The organism is Paenibacillus nasutitermitis (genome assembly GCF_014641075.1).
GTDB classification, from domain to species: domain Bacteria; phylum Bacillota; class Bacilli; order Paenibacillales; family Paenibacillaceae; genus Paenibacillus_Z; species Paenibacillus_Z nasutitermitis.
Genome location: NZ_BMHP01000001.1, coordinates 565,284 through 586,847, shown reverse-complemented (window position 1 = coordinate 586,847; position 21,564 = coordinate 565,284). Strand labels below are relative to the sequence as shown.

The 21,564-nt window shown below is 52.3% G+C and carries 20 protein-coding genes; all 20 read right to left on the bottom strand.

The features are described from left to right. The 20 genes from IEY46_RS02455 to IEY46_RS02365 all read right to left on the bottom strand — a co-directional run bounded on the left by IEY46_RS02455 (position 1) and on the right by IEY46_RS02365 (position 21,242). Entirely contained in the window at positions 1-1,014 is a 1,014-nt protein-coding gene (locus tag IEY46_RS02455; RefSeq protein ID WP_188988794.1) for an ROK family protein, read from the bottom strand. A 21-nt stretch (positions 1,015-1,035) separates the two neighbouring features. Beyond that, the gene (locus IEY46_RS02450) at positions 1,036-2,202 is read right to left on the bottom strand and encodes an ROK family transcriptional regulator (protein ID WP_188988792.1); all 1,167 of its coding nucleotides are present in this window, start codon (positions 2,200-2,202) and stop codon (positions 1,036-1,038) included. 171 nt (positions 2,203-2,373) lie between these two features. Next, positions 2,374-2,604, bottom strand: coding sequence for a hypothetical protein (locus tag IEY46_RS02445; protein ID WP_188988790.1), 231 nt, complete (start codon positions 2,602-2,604; stop codon positions 2,374-2,376). A 48-nt stretch (positions 2,605-2,652) separates the two neighbouring features. Further along, entirely contained in the window at positions 2,653-3,771 is a 1,119-nt protein-coding gene (gene rpoD / locus IEY46_RS02440) for an RNA polymerase sigma factor RpoD (RefSeq protein WP_188988788.1), read from the bottom strand. 430 nt (positions 3,772-4,201) lie between these two features. Next, positions 4,202-5,179: an aldo/keto reductase gene (locus IEY46_RS02435; protein ID WP_188988786.1), complete on the bottom strand. Its 978-nt coding sequence runs from the start codon at positions 5,177-5,179 to the stop codon at positions 4,202-4,204. A gap of 197 nt (positions 5,180-5,376) precedes the next feature. Next, a complete protein-coding gene (locus IEY46_RS02430; protein ID WP_188988784.1) occupies positions 5,377-5,679 on the bottom strand; it encodes a hypothetical protein in 303 nt (100 codons plus the stop codon). A 30-nt stretch (positions 5,680-5,709) separates the two neighbouring features. Beyond that, positions 5,710-8,748 (bottom strand): DEAD/DEAH box helicase, encoded by a 3,039-nt coding sequence (locus tag IEY46_RS02425; protein ID WP_188988782.1) that lies wholly within the window; start codon positions 8,746-8,748, stop codon positions 5,710-5,712. Beyond that, positions 8,745-10,310 carry an SWIM zinc finger family protein gene (locus IEY46_RS02420; protein WP_188988781.1) on the bottom strand — a complete coding sequence of 522 codons (1,566 nt, stop codon included), beginning with the start codon at positions 10,308-10,310 and terminating at the stop codon, positions 8,745-8,747. Before IEY46_RS02420 ends, IEY46_RS02425 begins: the two co-directional genes overlap by 4 nt. Positions 10,311-10,572: 262 nt before the next feature. Beyond that, positions 10,573-11,046, bottom strand: coding sequence for a GNAT family N-acetyltransferase (locus tag IEY46_RS02415; protein ID WP_188988779.1), 474 nt, complete (start codon positions 11,044-11,046; stop codon positions 10,573-10,575). Between the two features lie 30 nt (positions 11,047-11,076). Further along, entirely contained in the window at positions 11,077-12,825 is a 1,749-nt protein-coding gene (locus IEY46_RS02410) for a sensor histidine kinase (RefSeq protein WP_229750015.1), read from the bottom strand. Between the two features lie 39 nt (positions 12,826-12,864). After that, the gene (locus tag IEY46_RS02405; RefSeq protein WP_308422774.1) at positions 12,865-13,359 is read right to left on the bottom strand and encodes a tetratricopeptide repeat protein; all 495 of its coding nucleotides are present in this window, start codon (positions 13,357-13,359) and stop codon (positions 12,865-12,867) included. A 6-nt stretch (positions 13,360-13,365) separates the two neighbouring features. Next, entirely contained in the window at positions 13,366-13,539 is a 174-nt protein-coding gene (locus tag IEY46_RS36880) for a hypothetical protein (protein ID WP_308422773.1), read from the bottom strand. A gap of 168 nt (positions 13,540-13,707) precedes the next feature. Next, complete coding sequence (locus IEY46_RS02400; protein ID WP_188988775.1) at positions 13,708-14,049, bottom strand: DUF3243 domain-containing protein; 342 nt, start codon at positions 14,047-14,049, stop codon at positions 13,708-13,710. A gap of 49 nt (positions 14,050-14,098) precedes the next feature. Then, entirely contained in the window at positions 14,099-15,166 is a 1,068-nt protein-coding gene (locus IEY46_RS02395; protein ID WP_188988773.1) for a glycoside hydrolase family 76 protein, read from the bottom strand. 68 nt (positions 15,167-15,234) lie between these two features. Next, positions 15,235-16,290, bottom strand: a complete 1,056-nt coding sequence (locus tag IEY46_RS02390) for a glycoside hydrolase family 76 protein (RefSeq protein WP_229750014.1) — start codon at positions 16,288-16,290, stop codon at positions 15,235-15,237. Positions 16,291-16,455: 165 nt separating this feature from the next. Then, positions 16,456-17,343, bottom strand: coding sequence for a carbohydrate ABC transporter permease (locus IEY46_RS02385; protein ID WP_188988770.1), 888 nt, complete (start codon positions 17,341-17,343; stop codon positions 16,456-16,458). 33 nt (positions 17,344-17,376) lie between these two features. After that, positions 17,377-18,264: a carbohydrate ABC transporter permease gene (locus IEY46_RS02380; RefSeq protein WP_188988768.1), complete on the bottom strand. Its 888-nt coding sequence runs from the start codon at positions 18,262-18,264 to the stop codon at positions 17,377-17,379. Continuing rightward, complete coding sequence (locus tag IEY46_RS02375) at positions 18,242-18,424, bottom strand: hypothetical protein (RefSeq protein ID WP_188988766.1); 183 nt, start codon at positions 18,422-18,424, stop codon at positions 18,242-18,244. The genes IEY46_RS02380 and IEY46_RS02375 overlap by 23 nt, the downstream gene beginning before the upstream one ends. A 38-nt stretch (positions 18,425-18,462) precedes the next feature. After that, complete coding sequence (locus tag IEY46_RS02370; protein ID WP_188988764.1) at positions 18,463-19,773, bottom strand: ABC transporter substrate-binding protein; 1,311 nt, start codon at positions 19,771-19,773, stop codon at positions 18,463-18,465. 203 nt (positions 19,774-19,976) lie between these two features. After that, complete coding sequence (locus tag IEY46_RS02365; protein WP_188988762.1) at positions 19,977-21,242, bottom strand: glycoside hydrolase family 125 protein; 1,266 nt, start codon at positions 21,240-21,242, stop codon at positions 19,977-19,979. Between the last annotated feature and the right edge of the window lie 322 nt (positions 21,243-21,564).

The window sequence follows — 21,564 nt, the reverse complement described above, 5'->3', positions numbered from 1 at the left end:
TTAGTACCCCTCTCTTTGTTGTTCCAATTGATAAGCTGCCACCGATAAACTCGCATAATCCCCGATCTGTTCGCCAAGTGCAGCGGGAACGATGCGGCAAACCTCCAAAGAATGCGATAATGTTTCCGCCTTCAGCACATCGTAAAGCGTTTCGTCCAGCAGCGCCTGCTGGCGGCCATAGATGCTGCCTATGATAATAAGCTGTGGATTCAACAAATCAATCAATACGGACAGTCCTTTGCCGAGCTTGCGTCCCACCAGGCGGAATACCTCAATTGCAAGCGGGTCTCCCTGCTGCGCGGCCAAGCCCACACGTTCCGCTGTAACTGCTGCAAGATCCGACGGCTGCGGACAGTAGGCAGGATGTTCTCCTTTGACATGGGCGATAATGGCTTTTCCCTGCGCGAGCTGGGCGATGCCGCCACCGCTGCAGAAGCCCTCAAACGAGCCTTCTTTTCCATAGCCGATTGGACCTTCGTCTTCGATTCTTAGATGTCCGACTTCACCGGCCATGTCGTTGGTTCCTGAATACAATCGGCCGTTCAGAATGAGCCCAGAGCCCATTCCGGTCCCAAAGGTCAGGAAGATCACATTGTCCAGTCCCTGTCCTGCGCCCCATTTCCATTCCGCAACGGCACAGGCATTGGCATCGTTTTGCAGTCCTGCAGGAACCTCAAACCGTTCGGTAAAATAACCAACCACATCGATTCTATCCCACCCCGGCAGATTGGGCGGAGACAGGATCAGCCCTTTTTTACTGTCCAGCGGTCCGCCGCAGCTGATACCAATTCCCGCAAGCACCGGCTTGCCTTCCCCATTCGCCCCCTCCAGCCCTTGGAGCAGCTGCTTTAATGTTTCCTCGAATCGAAGGAGAGCTAGCTCCGGTGAAGAAGGCGTTGCAAATCGTTCCTTGGCAAGGATATCGATGCCATCCTTCCGCGCCAACCCCAGGCTGACCGCGCATTTGGTTCCGCCAATATCGATTCCGGCAAGCAAGTGGACTCTATCTTTCATCTCATTCAACCTCCCCTTATTCTATTGGCCAAGCAGCAGCTCATGAAAAACCAGCGAAGCGGCGCCGATTACTCCGGCCTCCTGCTTCAAGGAAGAGACCCCGACCCGCGCGGCGGCAACCTTGGCCCTCAGCGGCTGCTCCGCTATCCTTCTTTTCATGACCGGCAGAAAAATCTCCGCCGCCAAATGAACATGATCCCCGCCCAGAACAATGAAATCCACATCCAGCAGGTTAATGGCCGTAACCATCGCCTGAGCCATATATTCAGCAGCACGATCCAGTATTTCTCTGAGTACCGTTCCGGGTTCTGCCGCTTTCAGCAGCTGGCCGAAATCCCTGAATTCGCCGTAAGCCGATGCTTCACGCAGAAGAGCGGGAATAGATGCGTAAGCCTCCAGGCAGCCCTGTCCGCCGCATTGGCAAGCACGCCCCCGGCTCTCCACGACGATATGTCCCAATTCGATGGCATTCCCGCTTTGCCCGCGGTAAACTTTATCCGCGGCTATAAGACCGCCGCCGATCCCCATCCCCCAATAGCAATAGAGAAAGGAGTCCGTCCCCCATCTACCAGCCCAATGCTCGCCGATCGCAGCCACCGTCGAACTGTTGTCAATCACAACCGGACAGCCAAGCTCCTCGTGTAGAAAGCTGCGGATCGGGATGCGGGCCCAGGCTTCATAGTTGGGGGGCGAAACCACTTCGCCCTTATCATAATCGATGGGCCCCGGTGTACCCACACCGATGCCGATTATCCGGCTGCGAATAGGAGCGTACCCGTCACCTTGCAGAATAGATGAAGCATAAGCGGTCATACGCTTCATCGTCTGCTGCGGGGATTCCATCACTTCAATCGATTCACATTTATAGTCCAGTACGCGCCCTTTCAGATCGACCAGCCCCATAGACAAGCTGTCGCGTTCCATACAAAACCCTATTGCGTAAGCTCCGTCCGCATAAAGCTCAAGCCGCACCCGGCTGCGCCCGCGACCGCCGCTTTCCTCCGTTCCGCTTTCCACCAGAAATCCGTCCACGAGGAAACGGCGGACGACATTCGTGAGAGTCTGCGGGCTTAAGCCGGTATAGCTAGCAAGAGCGGCACGCGAGATAGGCGCCTTCTGCCGGATCGCATGCAGGACAATGGACTCGTTGATCCGCTTTAACTGCCTTTGGGAAGATTCATGCTCCATTCGCGATAAAACCCCTTGTCCTTTATTTAATCCAACACTTTGATTATATAATACCGGAAAGCCCTTCCTTCGTCTATCCCCGGCAAGAAAAGGGTATCTCCGTCCTTTTTCATAAAAAAAAGGCTGTTCCCAGCCCGCAAACGGCTTGGAACAACCTTTTCATACCTGAAACTACCCTTGCTTCGAATTATCCCGCCATTCAACCAGGAATTCGCCTTCGGATGGTTCGCCCTCATATTTGCTGTGTTCTTCAATCGCATTCCCGCATTCGCAGGACATCTGGTCCGCTCCGTAATTATCCGTCCCGAATACGATACGCTCATTGCGGAACGCGCGTTTTCCGGGTGTTACTTTATATTCCTCGCCGCAGTTCAAACAACGTATAACAAAACCGGCTTCCATACGATCCCTCCTCAGACTGATGATGAATCCAACCGTTTCGTCCGCTGATTAATCAAGAAACTCCTTTAGCCGTTTGCTGCGGCTGGGATGTCTGAGCTTGCGCAGCGCCTTGGCCTCGATTTGGCGAATCCGTTCACGGGTTACGCCAAAAACCTTGCCTACCTCTTCCAAAGTCCGGGTCCGCCCATCATCGATGCCAAAACGAAGGCGAAGCACATTTTCCTCCCGCTCAGAGAGCGTATCGAGAACATCCTTCAGCTGATCCTTCAAAAGTTCGAAGGCTGCCGCATCCGCTGGAGCCGGCGCATCCTGGTCTTCAATGAAATCGCCCAGATTGGAATCATTTTCTTCGCCTATTGGCGTTTCCAGCGATACCGGCTCCTGGGAAATTTTCATAATATCGCGCACCTTCTCCGGTGTAAGCTCCATCTCCTTGGCAATTTCCTCGGGGAACGGCTCTCTGCCCAGCTCCTGCAGCAGCTGTCTGGATATCCGGACATACTTGTTGATCGTTTCCACCATATGCACCGGGATCCGAATGGTCCGCGCCTGATCCGCTATGGAACGGGTAATGGCTTGTCTGATCCACCAGGTGGCATAGGTGCTGAATTTGAAGCCTTTGGTATAGTCAAACTTGTCCACCGCCTTGATCAGACCCATATTGCCCTCCTGGATCAAATCGAGGAACAGCATGCCTCGTCCCACATATCTTCGCGCTATACTGACAACAAGACGTAAATTCGCTTCCGCCAATCTGCGTTTTGCTTCTTCATCTCCAAGATTGATTCTTTTGGCAAGATCCACTTCGTCCAGCGCCGAGAGCAGCGGCACCCGACCGATTTCCTTTAGATACATGCGGACGGAATCGTTGATTTTGATACCGGGGGGCAGCGTCAGATCATCGCCGTAATTCAGCTCGTCCAAGTCCCGGTCTCCTGCCTCCTTGGGAGAATCGTCGTTGGAATCATGCTCCACTTCAATACCCAGCTCGGAAAGCTGTTCAAAAAAATCATCGATATCCTGTGTGTCCTGGTCAAAAGGAGCGAGCTTCTCAATAATCGTCTTATCGCTCAATGACGAGTTTTTTTTGCCTTGCTCGATTAAGAGTTCCTTGGTCTGCTCAAGCGTAAGATCCGTATCCGATTGCTTAAGATAGTCTTTCTCCATAATCCAGCTCCCTCTCTATGGAAACCATTTTGCGGCTGCTGTGAGCACTTTTCCGCTTGACACAGAATAGATAAAGTGCTATCATAAATTTAGATGAGCTTATTATGATGCCATAACCGATATTGTATCACAAAATCATCATTCAATCAATAATATCCATCAAATTATTGCCAAATAACGATCAAAATAAACATCTAGCCGGCTTCTTTTTGAAGCCGGCTTTTTTGCGCTCCTTTTCAATCTCAACATAAATCAATGTTGACGGTACCCCCATACGGCCCGGTAGGTGAACGAACCGGACTCCAGAGCCGCTATTTGCAAGATATTAATTATCCGTTTTTTTGCCACCATCACGCACATGCCAATAAAAAACAGCCCGCAGAAGGAATCTTCTGCAGGGCTGCACTAACAAAAACTCACAAAAGCGGATCTACCAGGCGTAGGCCTTCGGCGCATCGCCGCCCGGACCCGGGAATATTTCGTCAATCCGCTTGAGCGCCGACTCATCGAGCTCAAGCTCCACGGCGCGAAGCGTCCGTTCAAACTGCTCCAGCGTACGCACGCCGGTGATTGGCGCGGCAACCGCAGGATTAGCCAGCAGCCAGGCAAGGGAAACCACATCCTCGCGTTCCCCCAGCTCATCGCAGAAGCCTTTATATGCTTCCAGCTGAGGACGGAATTGCTCGAAACGTTCCATGTTGCCGCTTCGTTTGCCACCTCCGCCGCGCAGAGCGTTGCCCGCCAGCAGGCCGCCATCCAGCGGACTCCACGGAATCACGCCCAGCCCCAGGCTTTTTGAAGCTGGAAGCACCTCAAGTTCCGGCAGACGGCATAACAGATTGTATTTGTGCTGTTCGGAGACCAGTCCCAGAATGCCTCTGGCCTTCGCTTCGCCTTGGGCAACGGCGATATCCCATCCGGCAAAGTTGCTGGAGCCGACATAACCGATTTTCCCTTGCGCTACGGCTGTTTCAAAAGCGCCCCACAGCTCTTCCCAGCTTACATTACGGTCAATGTGATGCATTTGATACAGCTCGACATGGTCGGTTTGCAATCGGCGCAGCGAACCTTCCAGATGGCGGCGGATTTTGTATGCGGACAATCCGCGCTCATCGTTTGGCCCGTCGCTCTTGTCGCCCATATTTCCATATACTTTCGTAGCGAGAACGGTTTGCTCGCGGCGGCCTCCGCCCTGGCTGAACCATTTCCCGACAATCTCTTCCGTGCGGCCTTGATTTTCACTACCGCCGTATACATTGGCGGTATCAAAGAAATTAATTCCCGCGTCCAGCGCAGCGTCCATTATGCGAAACGATTCCTTCTCGTCTGTCTCCACGCCAAAGTTCATCGTGCCAAGGCAAAGCCGGCTGACCTTTAATCCCGATCGTCCCAAATACGTGTACTTCATAACGATATCATCTCTCCCTCGCAAATAGATTCATTCTAAATGATAGAGGATCGCGCTAGAATTGAAAAGTACGCAATTTAAGTTCAGTTGGTTCCCTCGGGTATAGTCAGCAAAAAGAAAAAAACAAAAAGCAACCTCCGGATTTCTAGCGCATCCGTAGATGCAGAGGTTGCTTGCTTTATATATTATCCGTACAACTATGGGTCCTGCCGCATAGCCGCAACTGCCTTGCTGACCGCCAGATAAAACGATTTCCAGTGGGGCGACGCTTCAACTGGCCCAACTGTTACCTCAGCCTCTGCTCCTGCCTCAGCCGGAACCTCCGGCTCTTCCTCCAGGTAACGGCTGGCTTGCAGCGAGCCCGGCGTGCGGATCCGCTGCTTGCTGCCCTCGGCTTCCTGCGAGCCTTTCATTGCGCCAGAATCCGCGTCCGCGTGCCGGGTCTGGTTCTCATGATCCCCATGAACCGGCTGATTCTCATAATCCGGTTTCTCTGTCATATGCAGCTGCACCCCGCCTTTCCAATCGGTTTAGCCCTTCAGCTTATGCTTCCGCAAGGAGAACAGATCCCGCAGCTCGTCGGTTGACAGCTCCGTGATCCAATTCTCCGATTGGCCTACAACCTGGTCGTTGAGCACCTGCTTGCGTGTAATCATATCGTCGATCCGTTCTTCCAGCGTGCCGAGGGTGACAAATTTATGCACCTGCACATTACGCGTCTGGCCGATGCGGAAGGCCCGGTCGGTAGCCTGATTCTCAACTGCGGGGTTCCACCAGCGGTCAAAATGAAAGACATGATTGGCGGCCGTCAGATTAAGCCCGATTCCGCCTGCCTTGAGCGAGAGCACAAAGGCGCAGCCTGGCGACTGCTCATCCTGAAAGGAAGCAATCATCGCATCTCTCCCCGCTTTGGGTACCCCTCCGTACAAATAAGGGGTCGGGATCCCGAGCCGTTCCTCCAGCAGCCTTTTCAGCATCGCTCCCATTTCCACATACTGCGTAAAAATAAGGCAGCGTTCTCCTTCAGCCGCAATTTCCTCTGTCATTTCCAGCAGCCGCAGCACCTTGTTCGAACGCTCCGGGTCCCAAGCCGTGGCAGACAAGGCTTCGTCTTCCTTGATCAACAGATTGGGGTGATCGCAGACCTGCTTCAGCCGGGTCAGCGTGGAGAGAATCAGGCCACGCCGCTGCATAGCGCCCAGAGACTCCAGCTTGCCAAGCAGCTCGGATACAATATTTTCGTACAAAGCCCCCTGCTCCACAGTCAGCGAAAGGTACGTCTGCATCTCGTTCTTCTCCGGCAGCGCCAACTGGATAGCCGGGTCCTTCTTGACGCGCCGGAGCATGAATGGATTGACCCATCGCTGGAGCTCGGAAATCAGCACAGGATCGCGCTCCCGCTCAATCGGCAGAACAACCGTTCTGCGGAATTCGCCCAGGCTGCCCAAATAGCCGGGATTGGTAAAGTCGTATATCGACCACAGCTCGGTCAGCCTGTTCTCCATCGGGGTTCCGGTGAGCGCAATCCGGTGATTGGCGCGCAGTCCCCGAATCGCGGTAGATTGCTTGGTGTAGTAGTTTTTAATGTTTTGCGCTTCATCCAGACAGATAACATCCCACTTCACAGCATCCATATCCGCTTCATCTATCGGCGCAAGCGCGTAGGAACTGATCACCAGATCCGATTCAGCAGCCGCGGCGGCAAACTCCTCGCCCTTCAGACGCCTCGGTCCGTAATGGACATGAACACGCAGTTCGGGGGCAAACCGCTCCAGCTCTTTCTCCCAGTTGCCGATGACGGAGGTCGGACAAATCAATAACGAAGGCCCAAGCCCCCCATGCTCCATCACATGCTGCAAATAAGCCGTGAATTGTATCGTCTTGCCCAGACCCATATCATCGGCCAAGCAGGCACCAAGACCAAATCTCCGCAGAAAAGCGAGCCAGGATACTCCCTGCAGCTGATAATGCCGCAGCTCACCCTGAAATGCGGCAGGCTTCTCCACAAGAGGCAGTCCGGATGTTTCACTCAGCTTGCCGATCCAGGCGGCCAGATGCTCATTAAGCTCCACCTCCGCCTCCAGCCCTTCGGCATCTTCGCGATCAGGCTCCAGCTCCGCTCCGCCGCGCAGATGCATTTCCAGCACATCGCGCATCGTAAAGTCGGTTTTGCCTCCGCTTTTGCGCAGCCATTTGCGCAGCCGTTCCACATCGTCCGGATCCAGATGGACCCATTCTCCGCCAATGCGCATCAGTCTCCGATTATCCTGGGCGAGCTGCATAAATTCCGCTTCGCTCATATCGACATTGCCGACGGCCAGCTTCCAGTCAAAATCAACAATTTGCTGCAGGCCGAACATAGATTGCTCCGATGAGCCGACGGAGGATTTCACTTTGGCTTTCAGCCGCAGCTTCCGGCTGCGCACCGTTTCCCACCAGGCTGGCAGCAGCACGGAGCAGCCTGTTGCCAGCAGCTTGACGCTGGCCTGCTCCAGAAACAGCCATGCTTCGTTGTCGCTTAGTTCGGTCTTTATCAGGCCGGGGACAGCATCCCCGTTCTGTGACGCAGCTGCGGCCCCGGTTTGCCCAGCAACCGTTCCTGCTTCGTCTGCAGTCTGCGTGCGTTGAAGCGTCTCACCCAGCCATTCCGGCAGTGCAGCAGCCCATTTGGCTTCCTCCTTACGCATACGGGTGTCAAAATATTTCCTCCACCCGAAGGGGACATCGACTGGAAGTGTGAACCGTAGAGGCGGCTGAGCATGCCGCTCTGAAGCATCCGCAGCCGGGAGAATATTCCCGTTCTCCGTATTCGCTCCAGCACGTTCAAGCGTGATCCAGCGGCTGCCTTCGGAGCGGCCCTGCACCGCAGGACGGAGTCTCCACCCGTGCGTATCATCGGGTTCCAGCAGCTGCAGCGCCGTGCGGAACGGAACATTATCCTGCTTCATGCCGATGGAAACAAGCCAGTCTTCCTCGTCAGCCGCTTTCATCACCAGTGCGCTTTCTCCCGCTTCAGCCGCGGTTGTCTTCCATACGGCGGCAACCTCACCGCCGCCCCCAATCATTTCTTCCAGAATCAGACTCAGCCAGCGCCGGGACGCGCCACGGTCGCCTTGCGTCTCAAGCTGCCGAAGCAGCTCCGAAAGCCGTGCGGATGCTTCTTCTTCAGCTTCCGGAACCTCAAGTCTCCACGCTCTCGCATCAGACGACCATTGCGACCAGTCCGGGCCGTACCAGCCTTTCAGCAGGGCCTCACGCAGCATTTTAGCCAGTTCCATTAGCGTCCTTGCCCTGGGCGTCCACTCGATCCGCAGCAATCGGACGGGATCCGGTGAAGAAAGATAATCCATGGCCAGCAGCGGCGAGAGCGGCAGCTCCGTAAGTTTCGACCGTTCATCTACACGCTCTTCAACATCCGTGCCATACCAGGAGGCTTCATGCCAGGCAAAGAGAAGGCGGCGCAGCCGCAAAGTCAATCCTGAAGCATGACCGGCTGCAAGTATGATTCCCTCGCCGTCCTTCCAAAACCCGTCCACTTTAATCGTTTCCGCGCCAGTATAGCCTCTCATGTGATGATTTTTCCCCTCCAGAGCTCTTCCTGCAATGCACGGAGCCTTTGATGCTTGCGTACGATCTCATTGACATACTGGCTCCACTTTTCGGGCTTCTTCCCGGATTTGTAAAGCCGCTCAAGCTTCTTCATCATTTTGACCGCTTGTTTGTAGCCCTGTCTGTTTCTTGCCCGTATAGAAGTGTCGATAGACTGGTGATATAAAGGGATTAATGCGGCAGGCGCGGTCTTGGCAATCTCGCGCATCACCTGGATATCGATCTCATCCGGCTCAATACCCAGCAGCAGCTGCAGGTCCGCCCAATCCATAAACTGCTGCTTCTCCAGCCAATGATCGGTTAACGCCGAATAGGAGTAGGGCAGGAACGCGATCAGGTACTGCTGCCAGGCCGGATTGTCCGGCTGTTTGACATCCGCCACCCTGCACATTGTCAGGAAAGGGCCGAATGCTCTTGATTTACGCTCAATCTGCAGCCCTTTGTTCAAATAAGCCAGCCAGGCTTCAACCTTGGGCCAGTCATTGTCCTCCAGCCGCTGCAGCGCACAATCGCTGGCCAGCAGAGCCGTACGGTTAAAGGCGGTATCCTCCAGCAGAGCGATCGCTTCTTCGTCACGGTCTTCTGCGAAAGCAAGATAGGCAAGAGCCATTGGATAAAAAGTGCCCTGGCCGCCCTCCCCGGACCGTCTTCCGTCCAGCCATTTCTGCTCCCGCTTTCTCCATTCCGGGAATGAAACCAGCTTCGCCCACAGGGAAAAATAGAGCATTTCCCAGCGGTGGAGCTGCTGCTCGCGGTCCATATCCCGTTCATGGAACATGCCGAGCAGGCTGCTCAGCGCCTCCTGCTCCGGCTCAGACATGGAACCGGGCTCCAGTTCCCCGGCCATTTCGTGATAATGATTTACCCACGGCTCTGTCATTCGTGCGAAGGCCATCTCATAATAGTAGCGGTTATAGCTGTCCGTTGCTGAATAGGCTTTCTCCGCCAGTTCAATAACAAACAGGATCGCATGCATCCAATGGAGGCGGCGCAGCCCCCCCTCCCAAGTCTTGGACAATCCTTTCAGGGAGGAGAGCACAGCCTGAAGCGGATGAAGCGAATGGCGGCACTGCCGCCATACATCGCCATGCAGGCGTTCCATCTGCCTGATCCAATCGGCAGGGGCGGCACCTCCTGCTGGCTCCTCTGCGTTTTCGGGTTTTACCGGTTCTGCTGCTCCCGGTTCCCCCCCGTTAAGCAGCCGGTTATGCGCCCCATCGGCGCTCTCCCCGGCAAATCCGCAATACGCGTAGTACATGGCAGCCATATGTTTACAGTATCCTTTTAAGGAACAGGTACAGGTGCTGAAGCTGATATCGTCGGTATCGAGCGTGACGGCATAGATCTGCGTGCCGCGAACAGCACCGTAGATCGCTGAGCCGTTCATAACCTGAACGTTAAGCACTTTTTCACGCCGGAAATAATCCCAGCCCTTTTCAAGCATGGGAACAGGCATAACACCAGCAAGCTTGGATTCAAACGCATGCAGCCTTTGCCCGTCAAGCTGAAAAGATCCGCTCACTTTGACGTCCCTCCGTTCGAATTTTACGCATCCATCCATTATACCACATCCCAATGAAGAAACGATTGCCTGATGAGAGCAGACGTTATCGTTTGGGAAAGAAAGAGCCCTTAACCATTCTTACCCGCTGACTGACAGCCCCGTTTAGATCCTATGCTTTTTTCAAAACCTACAGGCCCGGAAGGCTCTTTACTCGAACGCAATTGTCCGAATAAAGAGCCCTCCCTCAACAGCCTATTCAGTTTGAAATGATTGTATTTCGCTAACTTCTGAGCAGCCCTTTATATATTCCAGGTACCGAACCTTCGATAATGGTCGCGCCCGCAACCTTCTCATAGAATCCGGTCGGCCCCGCCCCCCCGATAATGGCGTAACCGTATCCCGCTTCGCGCATTCCTCTAAGCGTCTCCAGAAAGAGCTGCTTGCCGACGCCAAGTCCCCGCTCCTGCTCATCCACACCGGTTGGCCCAAAGAAACCTTTGCACGTGGCATCGTAACAGGCAAAGCCGAGCAGTCGGCCCTCTTTAACCGCGACGTAACAGCTCACCGGCGATTGCGAGATCGCCACCATACACTCGCTTCTCCACTCTTTATTGAATTGCTTTTCCACCCATTCTGCGATAGTAAGCAGCTCCGGGGCAAGCGCCCTTCTTATGACAACACCCGTACGTTCCGTATACTGCAGCGGCGCTTCTCCTTCTGGCAGCTCATACAGCTTGACCAGCATATCCGGCATCTTCCATGACTCCTCTCGATATTATGATGATCAATATGGAATTCTAATCGTGAACGTCACATCATCCGTTTCATCGAAGGAAACGCGGACCGTGCCGTTATACTGCTCCACAATCGATTTTACAATAACCAGCCCGAGACCGGAATGCCCGGTTTGTTTATCGCTGTATCCGGACAAGAACAAGGGCTTGTCCTTCAGCTTTTCCGGATTGTGGCATGGATTGCTGACCGCGAACTCCATAAACCCGCTTTTCTCATAAATCCGGATTCTGACAAACCGCTCTTCTTCCGGATAATCCGCCACCTCATCAAAGGCATTATCGATCAGATTGCCAAGCATTCTTGTCAAATCCAGCGATTTTACACCCAGTGAAAGCTTGCTGATATCACTGAAACTGGTCTCCAAATGGATTTTTAGCGGCTCCGCTTGCGATATTTTGGAACGGATCAAGGCAGCTAACGCCGGATTCCCGATACCGATCATATCATTCACGCCGCGGATTTCACCCGTCAGATCGGTGGCATATTCTTTCAGCTCATCAAATTTGTTCATCTGTGCAAGCGACTGGATCATTTGGGCATGGTTTATAAAATCATGCCGCTGCGCCCGGATGGCTTGAAACAGCTGATTAATTTCATCCACATAGGTTTCCTGCGTCCTGCGGACAAGCTTGTCCTGAGACTTGCGGTAACCGGTTACCGCCAGGTACACGACGACCAGGCTGAGCAGTGTTACAACCCCTACAATAAGGCCGATATTAACAAATTGCCTGTCCAGCGTGTCCTCGATCGTTTGATAATCCGATACAAGCGTCAGCACATAACGGTTAATAGGCTGGCCTTTCTCATTGAGAATGCTGGCCACCTTGTCAATATCGACCGGTATGAACGCCTTGATCACATGCTTGTTGTTTATTTTTTCATTGATCCATACAGGATGGTTGGAATCGTTGGCCAGCTTGACATTGCGCTGATCCTCATTGTGTCTGTAGATATAGGTGCCGTTAATGATCGGATTCTGCGTTATATGCTTAAGCTTATCCCCGTTATCGGTTATGGATGTAAGCGATCCGGAAAGGAAGGTTTGCGGATTGATGACCGCTATTTCCAGCAGCGAGCTGTTCGCCCGCAGCGTGCGGCCGATCAGCTGATTAACGCCCGTAGCCTCGTCGTACGCTCTTTGCCTGCTCTCATAGCTGATAAAAGGATCGATGATATAATTGGCAGTCCCATCATAATAATAGCCCCATTTGTAAATATTGTTGGTATCCGTCGTGGAAAACTCAAACGGTCCCGTCCAAAAATTAGTCAGGGATTGTCCCCAGGGAATAGTCACCTGCCTGTTATCAAATAATTGGTTAAAAGCTTCATACCACGGCTTCCAGGTACTTGTTTTGTAGCCAATCTGTTTAGGGTTGGAAGATTTGGACAGGATGATGTTGTCTTTGGTTCGTTCAAGCAGCGTGATATCGACCATGTCCAGCTTTTTTTTGAGCTCGACAAGCTGGGCGTTGGTTACCTTGTCAATGTCCGGATTCAAAGCAAACTCCGCTGCAATGGAGGCCGCGCGAAGCTCGCGGCCAATCTGCTCCTGGAATTTCTCTGAACCTGTGCGGGATAATTCAATGGACAGCTGAATCTGTCCGGCGATATCGTTCAGTTCGCCACGAAGGCGCTCCTCCAGCGTAGTCTTGCTTGTAAAATAATAAATCGTATTATTGATGCCCAGAAGAACGGCAATCAGAAGTATCGCCAATAACCAGACGTTTCGACGCATCATTAGACTCCCCGGTAATAGATTCTAGTTGTAAGTGGAACTTTATGACTTTATTTTCTTCATCGCGGCCAGGATCGCCCACTTGCGCTCCTGCCGTTTCTTATAACGCGGCAGCGAGCGGTAAATGCCCTTGCATTCCTGCAGCGCTTGTTCCGCCTCCCTCTTGCGGTCCATTTCATCATAGAGCAGCGCCAGACGATAGTAGGCTTCACAGGAAGAGGATTGAATCGTGCGGAACGAATCAAGATGACGGATTGCCGCTTCAGGGTTTTTCTTCGCGTACAAAGCGGCCAGACGCAAGTATGGCGTACCGTATTTTACTCTGGGGTTAATCGACAACGCATTGCCAATCGCTGCTTCCCCGGCTTCCGGTTCGTCCAAATGAACCAGGCAAGTGCCCAGATCATCCCAGAACTCGGCCGAATGCTCCAACTGATCCTGCAACGGCATCAGCCACTCCCTTGCTTCCTTGTAATGTTTCTTTTCTATTAATAACCGGGCCAGTTCATGTTTGGAAGGCACATCATTGGGGTTCATGTAGATCTACTGGCGCAGCCGTCTGATGGCCCCTCGCCGTTTGAGCGGTTTGACGAAGCTGGGAAAAATGCCGACAAATCGGCGGTCAAGCGCATAGAGAATGACAAGCAGCACGATAAGAGCCAGAAAGGGATTGCCGAGCAGCCGCCACAGAAATAAAAAACCGATTATTTTGAACATAGCCCCTCCCCCAATAGGTTCGAAATTCTTCCATCATTGTACACCAATGCAGTTTCGGGAGGTAGCACAAATTTCCCTGTATTGGAAAGCTTTTGCGTACCATGGGTTGCAAAGACAAAACACCCGTATCCCTTTGATGAAACGGATACGGGTGTTTACTTATGCGGATTACGTCGTTTGCGCCAAACGGACCAGCATATGAGCTAGCATATGCCTTTCGTCCTCGCGGCCGACTTTCCACAGCTCCTGCAGCAAATGTTCCTGCGCATTCCGCGGCTCTTCATGACGGGCCAAATAATCCGCGACCTTTTGGGCAGTTACAGCGATTTCTTCTTCATTCAGCCCCATCGCTTCCGCCATATGGATCCGTTTGGCAAGATAGGAACGGAACTGGTCAAAATCCCGCAGAATTTCATCCCGCTGCGCCGGGTCGATCCTGCCGAGAACTTCCGGTATTTTTTCGGTCCGGACTTCGCCGTTTTTTAGAGCTGCATGATTGTACTCTGACATATGCGCCTCACCTTCCGGACGATTTTTAATGTTAACGTTGAAAATAACCTTATGGATGGCCGCCTGCAACCGCAGCTGCGCCTTCCAGCAGCATCAGGCCGCTAAGCTGGACACTGAGTTGAACCGGGAACTCAGGCTCTTTCTCCCAGGATGAACCGCACAGCACAACCTTCTTGTTCAGGCCTTGTTCCCAAAACCGCCGGGCATTGACCAGAATGACCTCGCGAACCTTGGCGCTATCCGGGAATTGCCGGTACAGCTGGACAAAATAACGGATCAGAATGCCTTTGAACAATCCCGTGTCGTCAATCCCTTCATCCGGAAGCATCAACGTAGCCGGATTGCATAGACGGCTTATGCAGGCCTCAGCCGTCCGTTTGGCATCCTCCGCATATTTACCTTCACCTGTAACGCGGTACAGCTCCAGACCGGCACCCAGAAACACACCTTGGCAATAAGTGAATTCCCAGTCATAATCGATCAGGCCATCTCCAAGTCTGTTCATTCCATCCCAAACAAACCCTGTTGCCGGATCAACCAGATTCTCTTTATTCCAATCGTAAATGCGGATCGCCCATTCTAAATATTCCTCCTCGTGCAGGATTCCATACAAGCGGGCGGCAAGTATAGCCGCAGGGGCATTGGCTGGGGTATTTTTATAATCCAGCTGATCTTTCTTCCAAGCCATCCCGCCCCCGCAATGCTCGTTCCAGGCGGTCGTGATGTCAGCCCATAGCTCTAGGACATCCCGTTTATAGGCCTCATTGCCCGTCGCCTTGTAAGCTCTCAGCAGTGCAAGTGCCGTCCACTCCATATCATCATAATAATTATGAATGAATGTTCCCCCGTTACAGGCACGGAGGCTGCGGCTGAGGTTTTCTACTTTGCTCGCATATTCCCTGTTATCTGTTCGTTCGTAGGCATCAATCAGCACATCGATCACATGGGCCTGCCACCAGTAATAGAAATTATCGCCTTGGCGGTTGTACTCGCGGGGATACCACTGATCCATGATGCCTGTCTCTTCGTTGAAATAATATTGCTGCAGGCTTTGCTGAAACCGTTCGACGCGTTCATTCCAGCAATCCTGCTCACTTGCATTCCTGTCATCTGTCATGGTCTCCCACCTCTTCCAATGGATCATAATCCTGGTATCCGCTCTTGAAGGTTATGGCAGAATTCCCTTTAAGCCCGATGTTTTGTCAGACCGGCCATCATCTCCAGCAGCTTGACGCCGCTGAGCTGGGCGCTAAGCGGAATAACGCCTGTGGAAGCAGCGGTCCAATCCGTCCCAAACAAGGTTTCATTCGCCGATTTCCCTCTTTCCCACAGCACGCTGGCATTGGCAAGAAGAAATTCCTCTGCATCTGCGGCCGAATCTACTTTGACCCATTCCGCAATATAGCGGATCAGAATACCCTTGAACAGCCCGCCGTCTCCAGTTCCTTCATCCGGCAGCGCACTATACTCCGCATCGGCAAGCTCGTTCTTGGCCGCAGTGAAGGTGCGGCGCGCATCCTCAAGATAAACAGGTTCGTTCGTAATCCGGAAAAGCTCCACAGCCGCACCGATATAAACGCCTTGGCAGTAAGTGAATTTCCACTCCTTGTCGATTGAACCATCCCCGGTGCGGTTCATGCCGTCCCAAACAAAGCCAGTCTTTTCATCGATCAGATGCGTTTTCTGCCAATTGTATATTTTATGTGCCCATTGCAGATCATCGGCATCGCCAAAGGCGCGGTACAAACGTGCCGCAAGGATGGCTGCCGGCGCATTGGCTGGGGTATTCTTGTAATCCAGCTGCGACTTCTGCCAGGCAATGCCTCCCCCCATATGTTCGTTCCAGCCAGTCTGGATATCCTTCCAAAGCACAATGGCCGTCTCTTTATAGATCTCCTGACCCGTTGCCTGAAAGGCGCGCAGCCACGCAAGTGCCATCCATTCCATATCGTCATAAAGCTCGTTTGGCCACGCTCCGCCATTACGCTTAAGAAGGCCTTCATGAAGAGTGGCCAGACGCGCGGCATAACGTTCATCGCCCGTTCGCATCAGGCCATCCACCAGCACATCCACCGCATGCGCCATCCACCAGTAATGAAATATCGTGTTGCATTCCCCGTTGGGACAGGGGGTCTCAATGTTGTACATACCGATCGATTCGTTCCAGAATAATCTCTCCAGTGTTTCCTGCGCCTGATCGGCGCGTTCGTCCCACAACCCATGTTCAACTTGATTCATCATGCTTTCTCTCCCAGCTATCAAAATCTGCGCTCCTTTGGAGCTCTCTGTTACGCCAGCTTTGCCTTTTCAAAGTCTCTTGCTGCAGTAAGCCGGGCAGCAGGGCCGCTTCTTAATTTGAACAATTAATTGCGGCTTCCTCTGCGGGCTTACATGAATTGGAACCGGTCAACCTTTCGTGCCGCTGAATGCAATACCCTGGACAAAATAACGCTGCAGTGCCAGGAACAGAACGAGAATGGGCAGAATGGCCACCAGTGCGCCTGCCATCATAGGGCCGTAATCCGTTTGGAAATTATAGGAGAAGGCTTGCAGCCCCATCTGAATCGTAGCCTTATCCGGATCATTGAGCACGATCATCGGCCAGAGAAAACTGTTCCAGCCTGCCTGGAACGTAAAGATGCTCAGTGTCGCAAGAGCCGGCTTCGTCAGCGGAAGATAGATGCGCCAGAATATCTTGAATTCTCCGCAGCCTTCGATCCGGGCCATCTCCATCATGTCGCTGGGTAGCGTCAGAAAAAACTGTCTCATGAAGAAAACAGCGAATGTGCCGGATGCGCCGGGCAAAATAATGCCCCAGAACGAATTCATCAGCCCCATGCCGCCGCTGCCGAAAATATCGTTGCCGCCAATTAGCGGCATATGGCGCATGACATAAACCGTCGGAATCATCGTTACAATTCCGGGAATCATCATAGCAGCCAGCAGCACGCGGAAAATAGGCTTGTTCAGCTTGAATTTCAGCTTCGCAAAAGCGTAACCGCTAATGGAACCGAAGAATAAATTCGCCAATACGCCGGATACGGCCAATACCAGCGAGTTCCAGAAGAACAAAGCGAACGGCACCGTCGTGAACGCCTTGCGGTAATGCTCGAATGTCAGATGTGTGGGAAACCACTTGATCGGCATCGCGAATATTTCCTCATCCGGCTTCAGAGAGGTCAGCACGCTCCAGTAGAACGGCAGGAACATCACGATCGCGATGGCGATGCATGCAATATAATAAAACGACTTGCCGAGTCCCCGCTTCAGCGCGGAATTGCCGCTTGTCTCCATTTCTTTTGAACCTCCTTCTCCTTGGCGTGCTCTCTATACAATGGACTCTTCCGCTTTGGTGATCCGCATATTAATCAGCGAGAAAATGAGTATCGCCATCGCAAGCACAAAGGCCTGGGCTGATGCATAACCCATCTGAAGCTGATTAAAGCCTTGCTGATAAATTAGATACACCGGTGTTTTGGTAACATTGGCCGGACCGCCCTGGGTAAGTACGAACGCCTGGTCAAACAGCTGCAGTGCGCCGATAATCGCCATCGTGCTGACCAGGAAAGTGGTCGGCCGCAGCTGCGGCCACGTAATAAAGCGGAAGCAGTCGAACTTGTTGGCGCCATCGAGCCGCGCCGATTCATAGAGATAATCCGGCACGCCCTGAAGGCCAGCCAAGTAAATAATCATATTGGAGCCAACTGACTGCCATAAGGTGACCATAATGATCGAGAGCATCGCCGTTTCCGTCTGCGATACCCAGGCCGGACCTGCTATGCCCACATAAGACAGCAGACCGTTAACGAGGCCGAATTCGGGATGAAGCAGCCAGATCCATACCGTCGCCGCCGCTACGGAGGAAGTCAGCGTCGGGAGGTAGTTCAACGTCCGGAACAGCTTTACGCCGCGCCACGCCCGATTCAGCAGAATTGCAAGCATCAGCGAAATGAGAATATTAAGCGGCACAAAAACAACCGCATACAGGAACACATTGCGAAACGTCTTCCACAGCAGCTCATCATTGATGAGCCTCCGGTAATTGTCCCATCCGATCCAATCGTTTCTGCTAAGCACATCGTAGTTGGTAAAGCTTAAATACAACGCCATCACAACGGGGATTACCGTAAATACTGCAAACAGCAGCACTGTAGGCGTAATAAACAGATATGCCGTCCTCGCCTGGTGCTTCTCAAGCCTTCTGATGGAAGCCATCCACTACAACTCCCCCTTCATTAGTTAAGTACGTTCTTACAAGCTGACTTGCCAGCGCAAAAACTTTGCGCTGCAGCTTCGCTTCGCCCCTCACTGCCGCCTTGCTTGCCGCTCCAGCAAGGAAAAATCCTTGCTGCAGCTTCGGACCGCAGGAATGCAAAAGGGAGGCATAACCTCCCCATTCGCCGCGCTACTGCATTACTTCACTTCTTCGTTATCCTTGAGCATTTTGTCCCCTTGTTCCTGGGCTTTCTTCAAGGTATCTTCAATGCTTTGTTTGTTTTGCTGGTTCAATTGTAAGTTCGGTGACAGCGCGTCAGTTTCCATGACGGAGTAGCCCGGGTGAGTCGGACGGATTTTTGCGAATTCCAGCGTATCCATAAACGGTTTCCATTGCGGATCATCCTTGAAGAACGGATCCTCCAGAGCGGGCTTGTAGCCAGGCAGATTGAGACTGGTTTTGGCCCACAGCAGCGCATTGTCCTTGTTGGCTGTCCACCATTTGATAAACTCCCACGCTTCGTCCTGGTGCTTGGAGCCTTCCGGAATAACGAGTCCAAATCCGCCCATTACGCTGCCTTTATCGCCATTCGGGCCTGCCGGCGGCGGAACGATGCCATACTCCAGGTCCTTGCCGTATTTATTGTAGGTACTGAGCATCCACGGACCGGAATACAACATCGCCACTTTACCTGTGACAAAAGCATCCTGTCCTTCGCCAAGTCCCTGCTCAAATCCCACCTTGTACACCTTGTTTTTGTTCATCATGCGGTCCCAGAACTCCAGCACCTGTTTACCTTGCTCGTTATTGAAGTTGGTTTTGCCGTCCTCGGTCAGCATCTGCCCGCCGGCCTGCTGCAGATACATGTTGAACAATCCCAGATCGCCCATTGAAAAACCCGCCGTTTCGAGCTTGTTACCATTCCATTTCGTCAGCTTCGTCGCTGCCGCTTCAAGCTCTTCCCAGGTTGTCGGAGGCTGGAGACCGGCATCTGCCAGAAGCTTCTTGTTGTAGAACAGGGCACGCGCGTCAACCGTCAGCGGCAAGCCATATAATTTATCATTGTAGGAGAGCTCTTTCAGGGACTCATTGTAAAAATCATCTGTGGGGATCCCATCGCGTTCCAGATATTCGTCTACCGGATGAAGAACGTTTTTGGGAGCATAAAGCGATGTCCGCCAGCGGTCCCAGAACAGAATGTCGGGCGCGCCGCCATTTGTCGCTGCAGTCAGAAACTTCGTGATCATATCCTGCTGCAGCACATATTTAACATGAATGTTGTCCTGTGATTTATTGAAAGCATCGACCATCGTTTCGAACTGCTTCTGGCCTTCTCCGCCCCAATCCCCCCAGAACGTAAGCTCTGTCTTCTTGCCTCCGGAGCTGCTTCCATCACTTCCGGCGTCTTTGTTATTGCCGTTATTAGAGGAACTGTTATTTCCGCCGCAGCCCGCTGCAAGAACAGCGGCCATAGCCAACCCCGTAGCCGTTACTAACCATTTCTTCATTTTTTTATCCCCTTAAGAGTTTTTTGTGATTCTTCCTGAGATTTCATCATGTGAACAAAAAAAAATCACTTCGGAAGCCAATGCTTTGAGTTTTTTGTGATTCTTCCTGAGATTTCATCCTGTGAACAAAAAAATCACTTCGGAAGCATTTGCTTAGATTTTTTTGTGATTCTTCCCGAGATGAATGAAAATGTCCTCCTGTTTCAGCTGCGTTTGACGCTGATGCCGCAGCGCATGAGAAGAAACTCGCAGAACATCATATTCGCCCAGGAGAACCAGGGTCTTGTGTACTTATCCGGATCATCCACATGGAAACCTTCATGCATAAAGCCCGTACCTGCGTCCGTCTGCTCCATAAGGGAAAGCAGCTGCTCCTGCTCCTCCTCGCTGGTGGATGTCATTCCCTGAATCGCCAAGGCAATATGCCAAATGTAATGGCTTGGCGTATGGGGACTGCCAATACCTGAAGCTGCTTTGCCTTCATAGTAATAAGGATTGGCTCTGCTCAGAATCAACTTGCGGGTATTCCGGTATACAGGATCATCTGCGTCGACATAATCGAGATAGGGAATGGATAGCAGGCTTGGAACATTGGCGTCATCCATCATATTCACATTTCCAAGTCCATCCGTCTCATAAACATACACGGTTCCGAATTCGGGATTCTCTACAATGCCATACCGCCGAATCCCTTCGTCGATCTGCTCTGACAGCTGGCGTGCTTGTGCCTCAAGCTTGGAATCCCCCAATACCTCACGGGAAATCTCGCCGATATACCGCAAAGCGACTACCGCAAACATGTTGGCGGGAATCAGATAGCCATATTCACAGGCATCGTCACTCGGCCGAAAACCCGACCAAGTCATTCCCGTATAACCAGTAAGAGTCCCTTTGCCTTCGCGGATCAGGGTATCTGTAGGAGGGCAGTCCGTTCGTTGAAAACGATAATTGGAATCGCTTTCATGATTCTGCTCTGTCGTCCACACTTTCATGATCTGCTTGACAGCAGCCACATAATGTTCGTTGAAGTGTGCCGTCCGCCCTGTGTTTTTCCAGAGCAGGTAGCTTAATTGAATGGGATAACAGAGCGAATCAATTTCATATTTCCGTTCCCAAATCCATGGTCCCATCTCGGTAAGATCCGCTTGATGTCCGTGGCCGCTGGCTTCTTCATTGAATGCATTGGCATATGGATCGAGCAGGACAAAGGCCATTTGACGCTCCACCAGCCCCTGAATCATATCCGCGACGCCTTCGTCCTCTGATGCCAACATCAGATAAGGTCTGACCTGGGCAGCGGAATCCCGCAGCCACATCGCCGGTATATCACCGGTAATAACAAAGGTCGTCCCGTCCGATCTGGACTTTATTGTCGTATTCCATGTGTTTGCCAAACATTGCTCAAACATCGCTGTCAATTTCGGCCGGTCCGGCAGCTTGCTTCGTACGCGGGCTGTCAAAGCCTTCATAGCTTCAGGTATTTCTCTCGTTGTGTTCAGATTGAGTACCTCCCTTTCGTCGAAATCCTCTAAACCGCTTTCACAACTTAGTATATTAGTATGCTATATATATGTCAATATGTTTTGTTGATGAAAAAATAGTATAATATTATGTGATGAATTTGACCGCTGATATCATCCATGAAACAACAAAAAAACCCTTCCAGTTCGAAAGGGTCCGATCAAAATGCAGCGCCTAATAAAAAAATCCGCTGACTGGGCATTAGCCCATGCGTGCCGCTATGGCACCAGCCCATACAACAGCCTACACATGGGCTTGGACTCCGAGCTA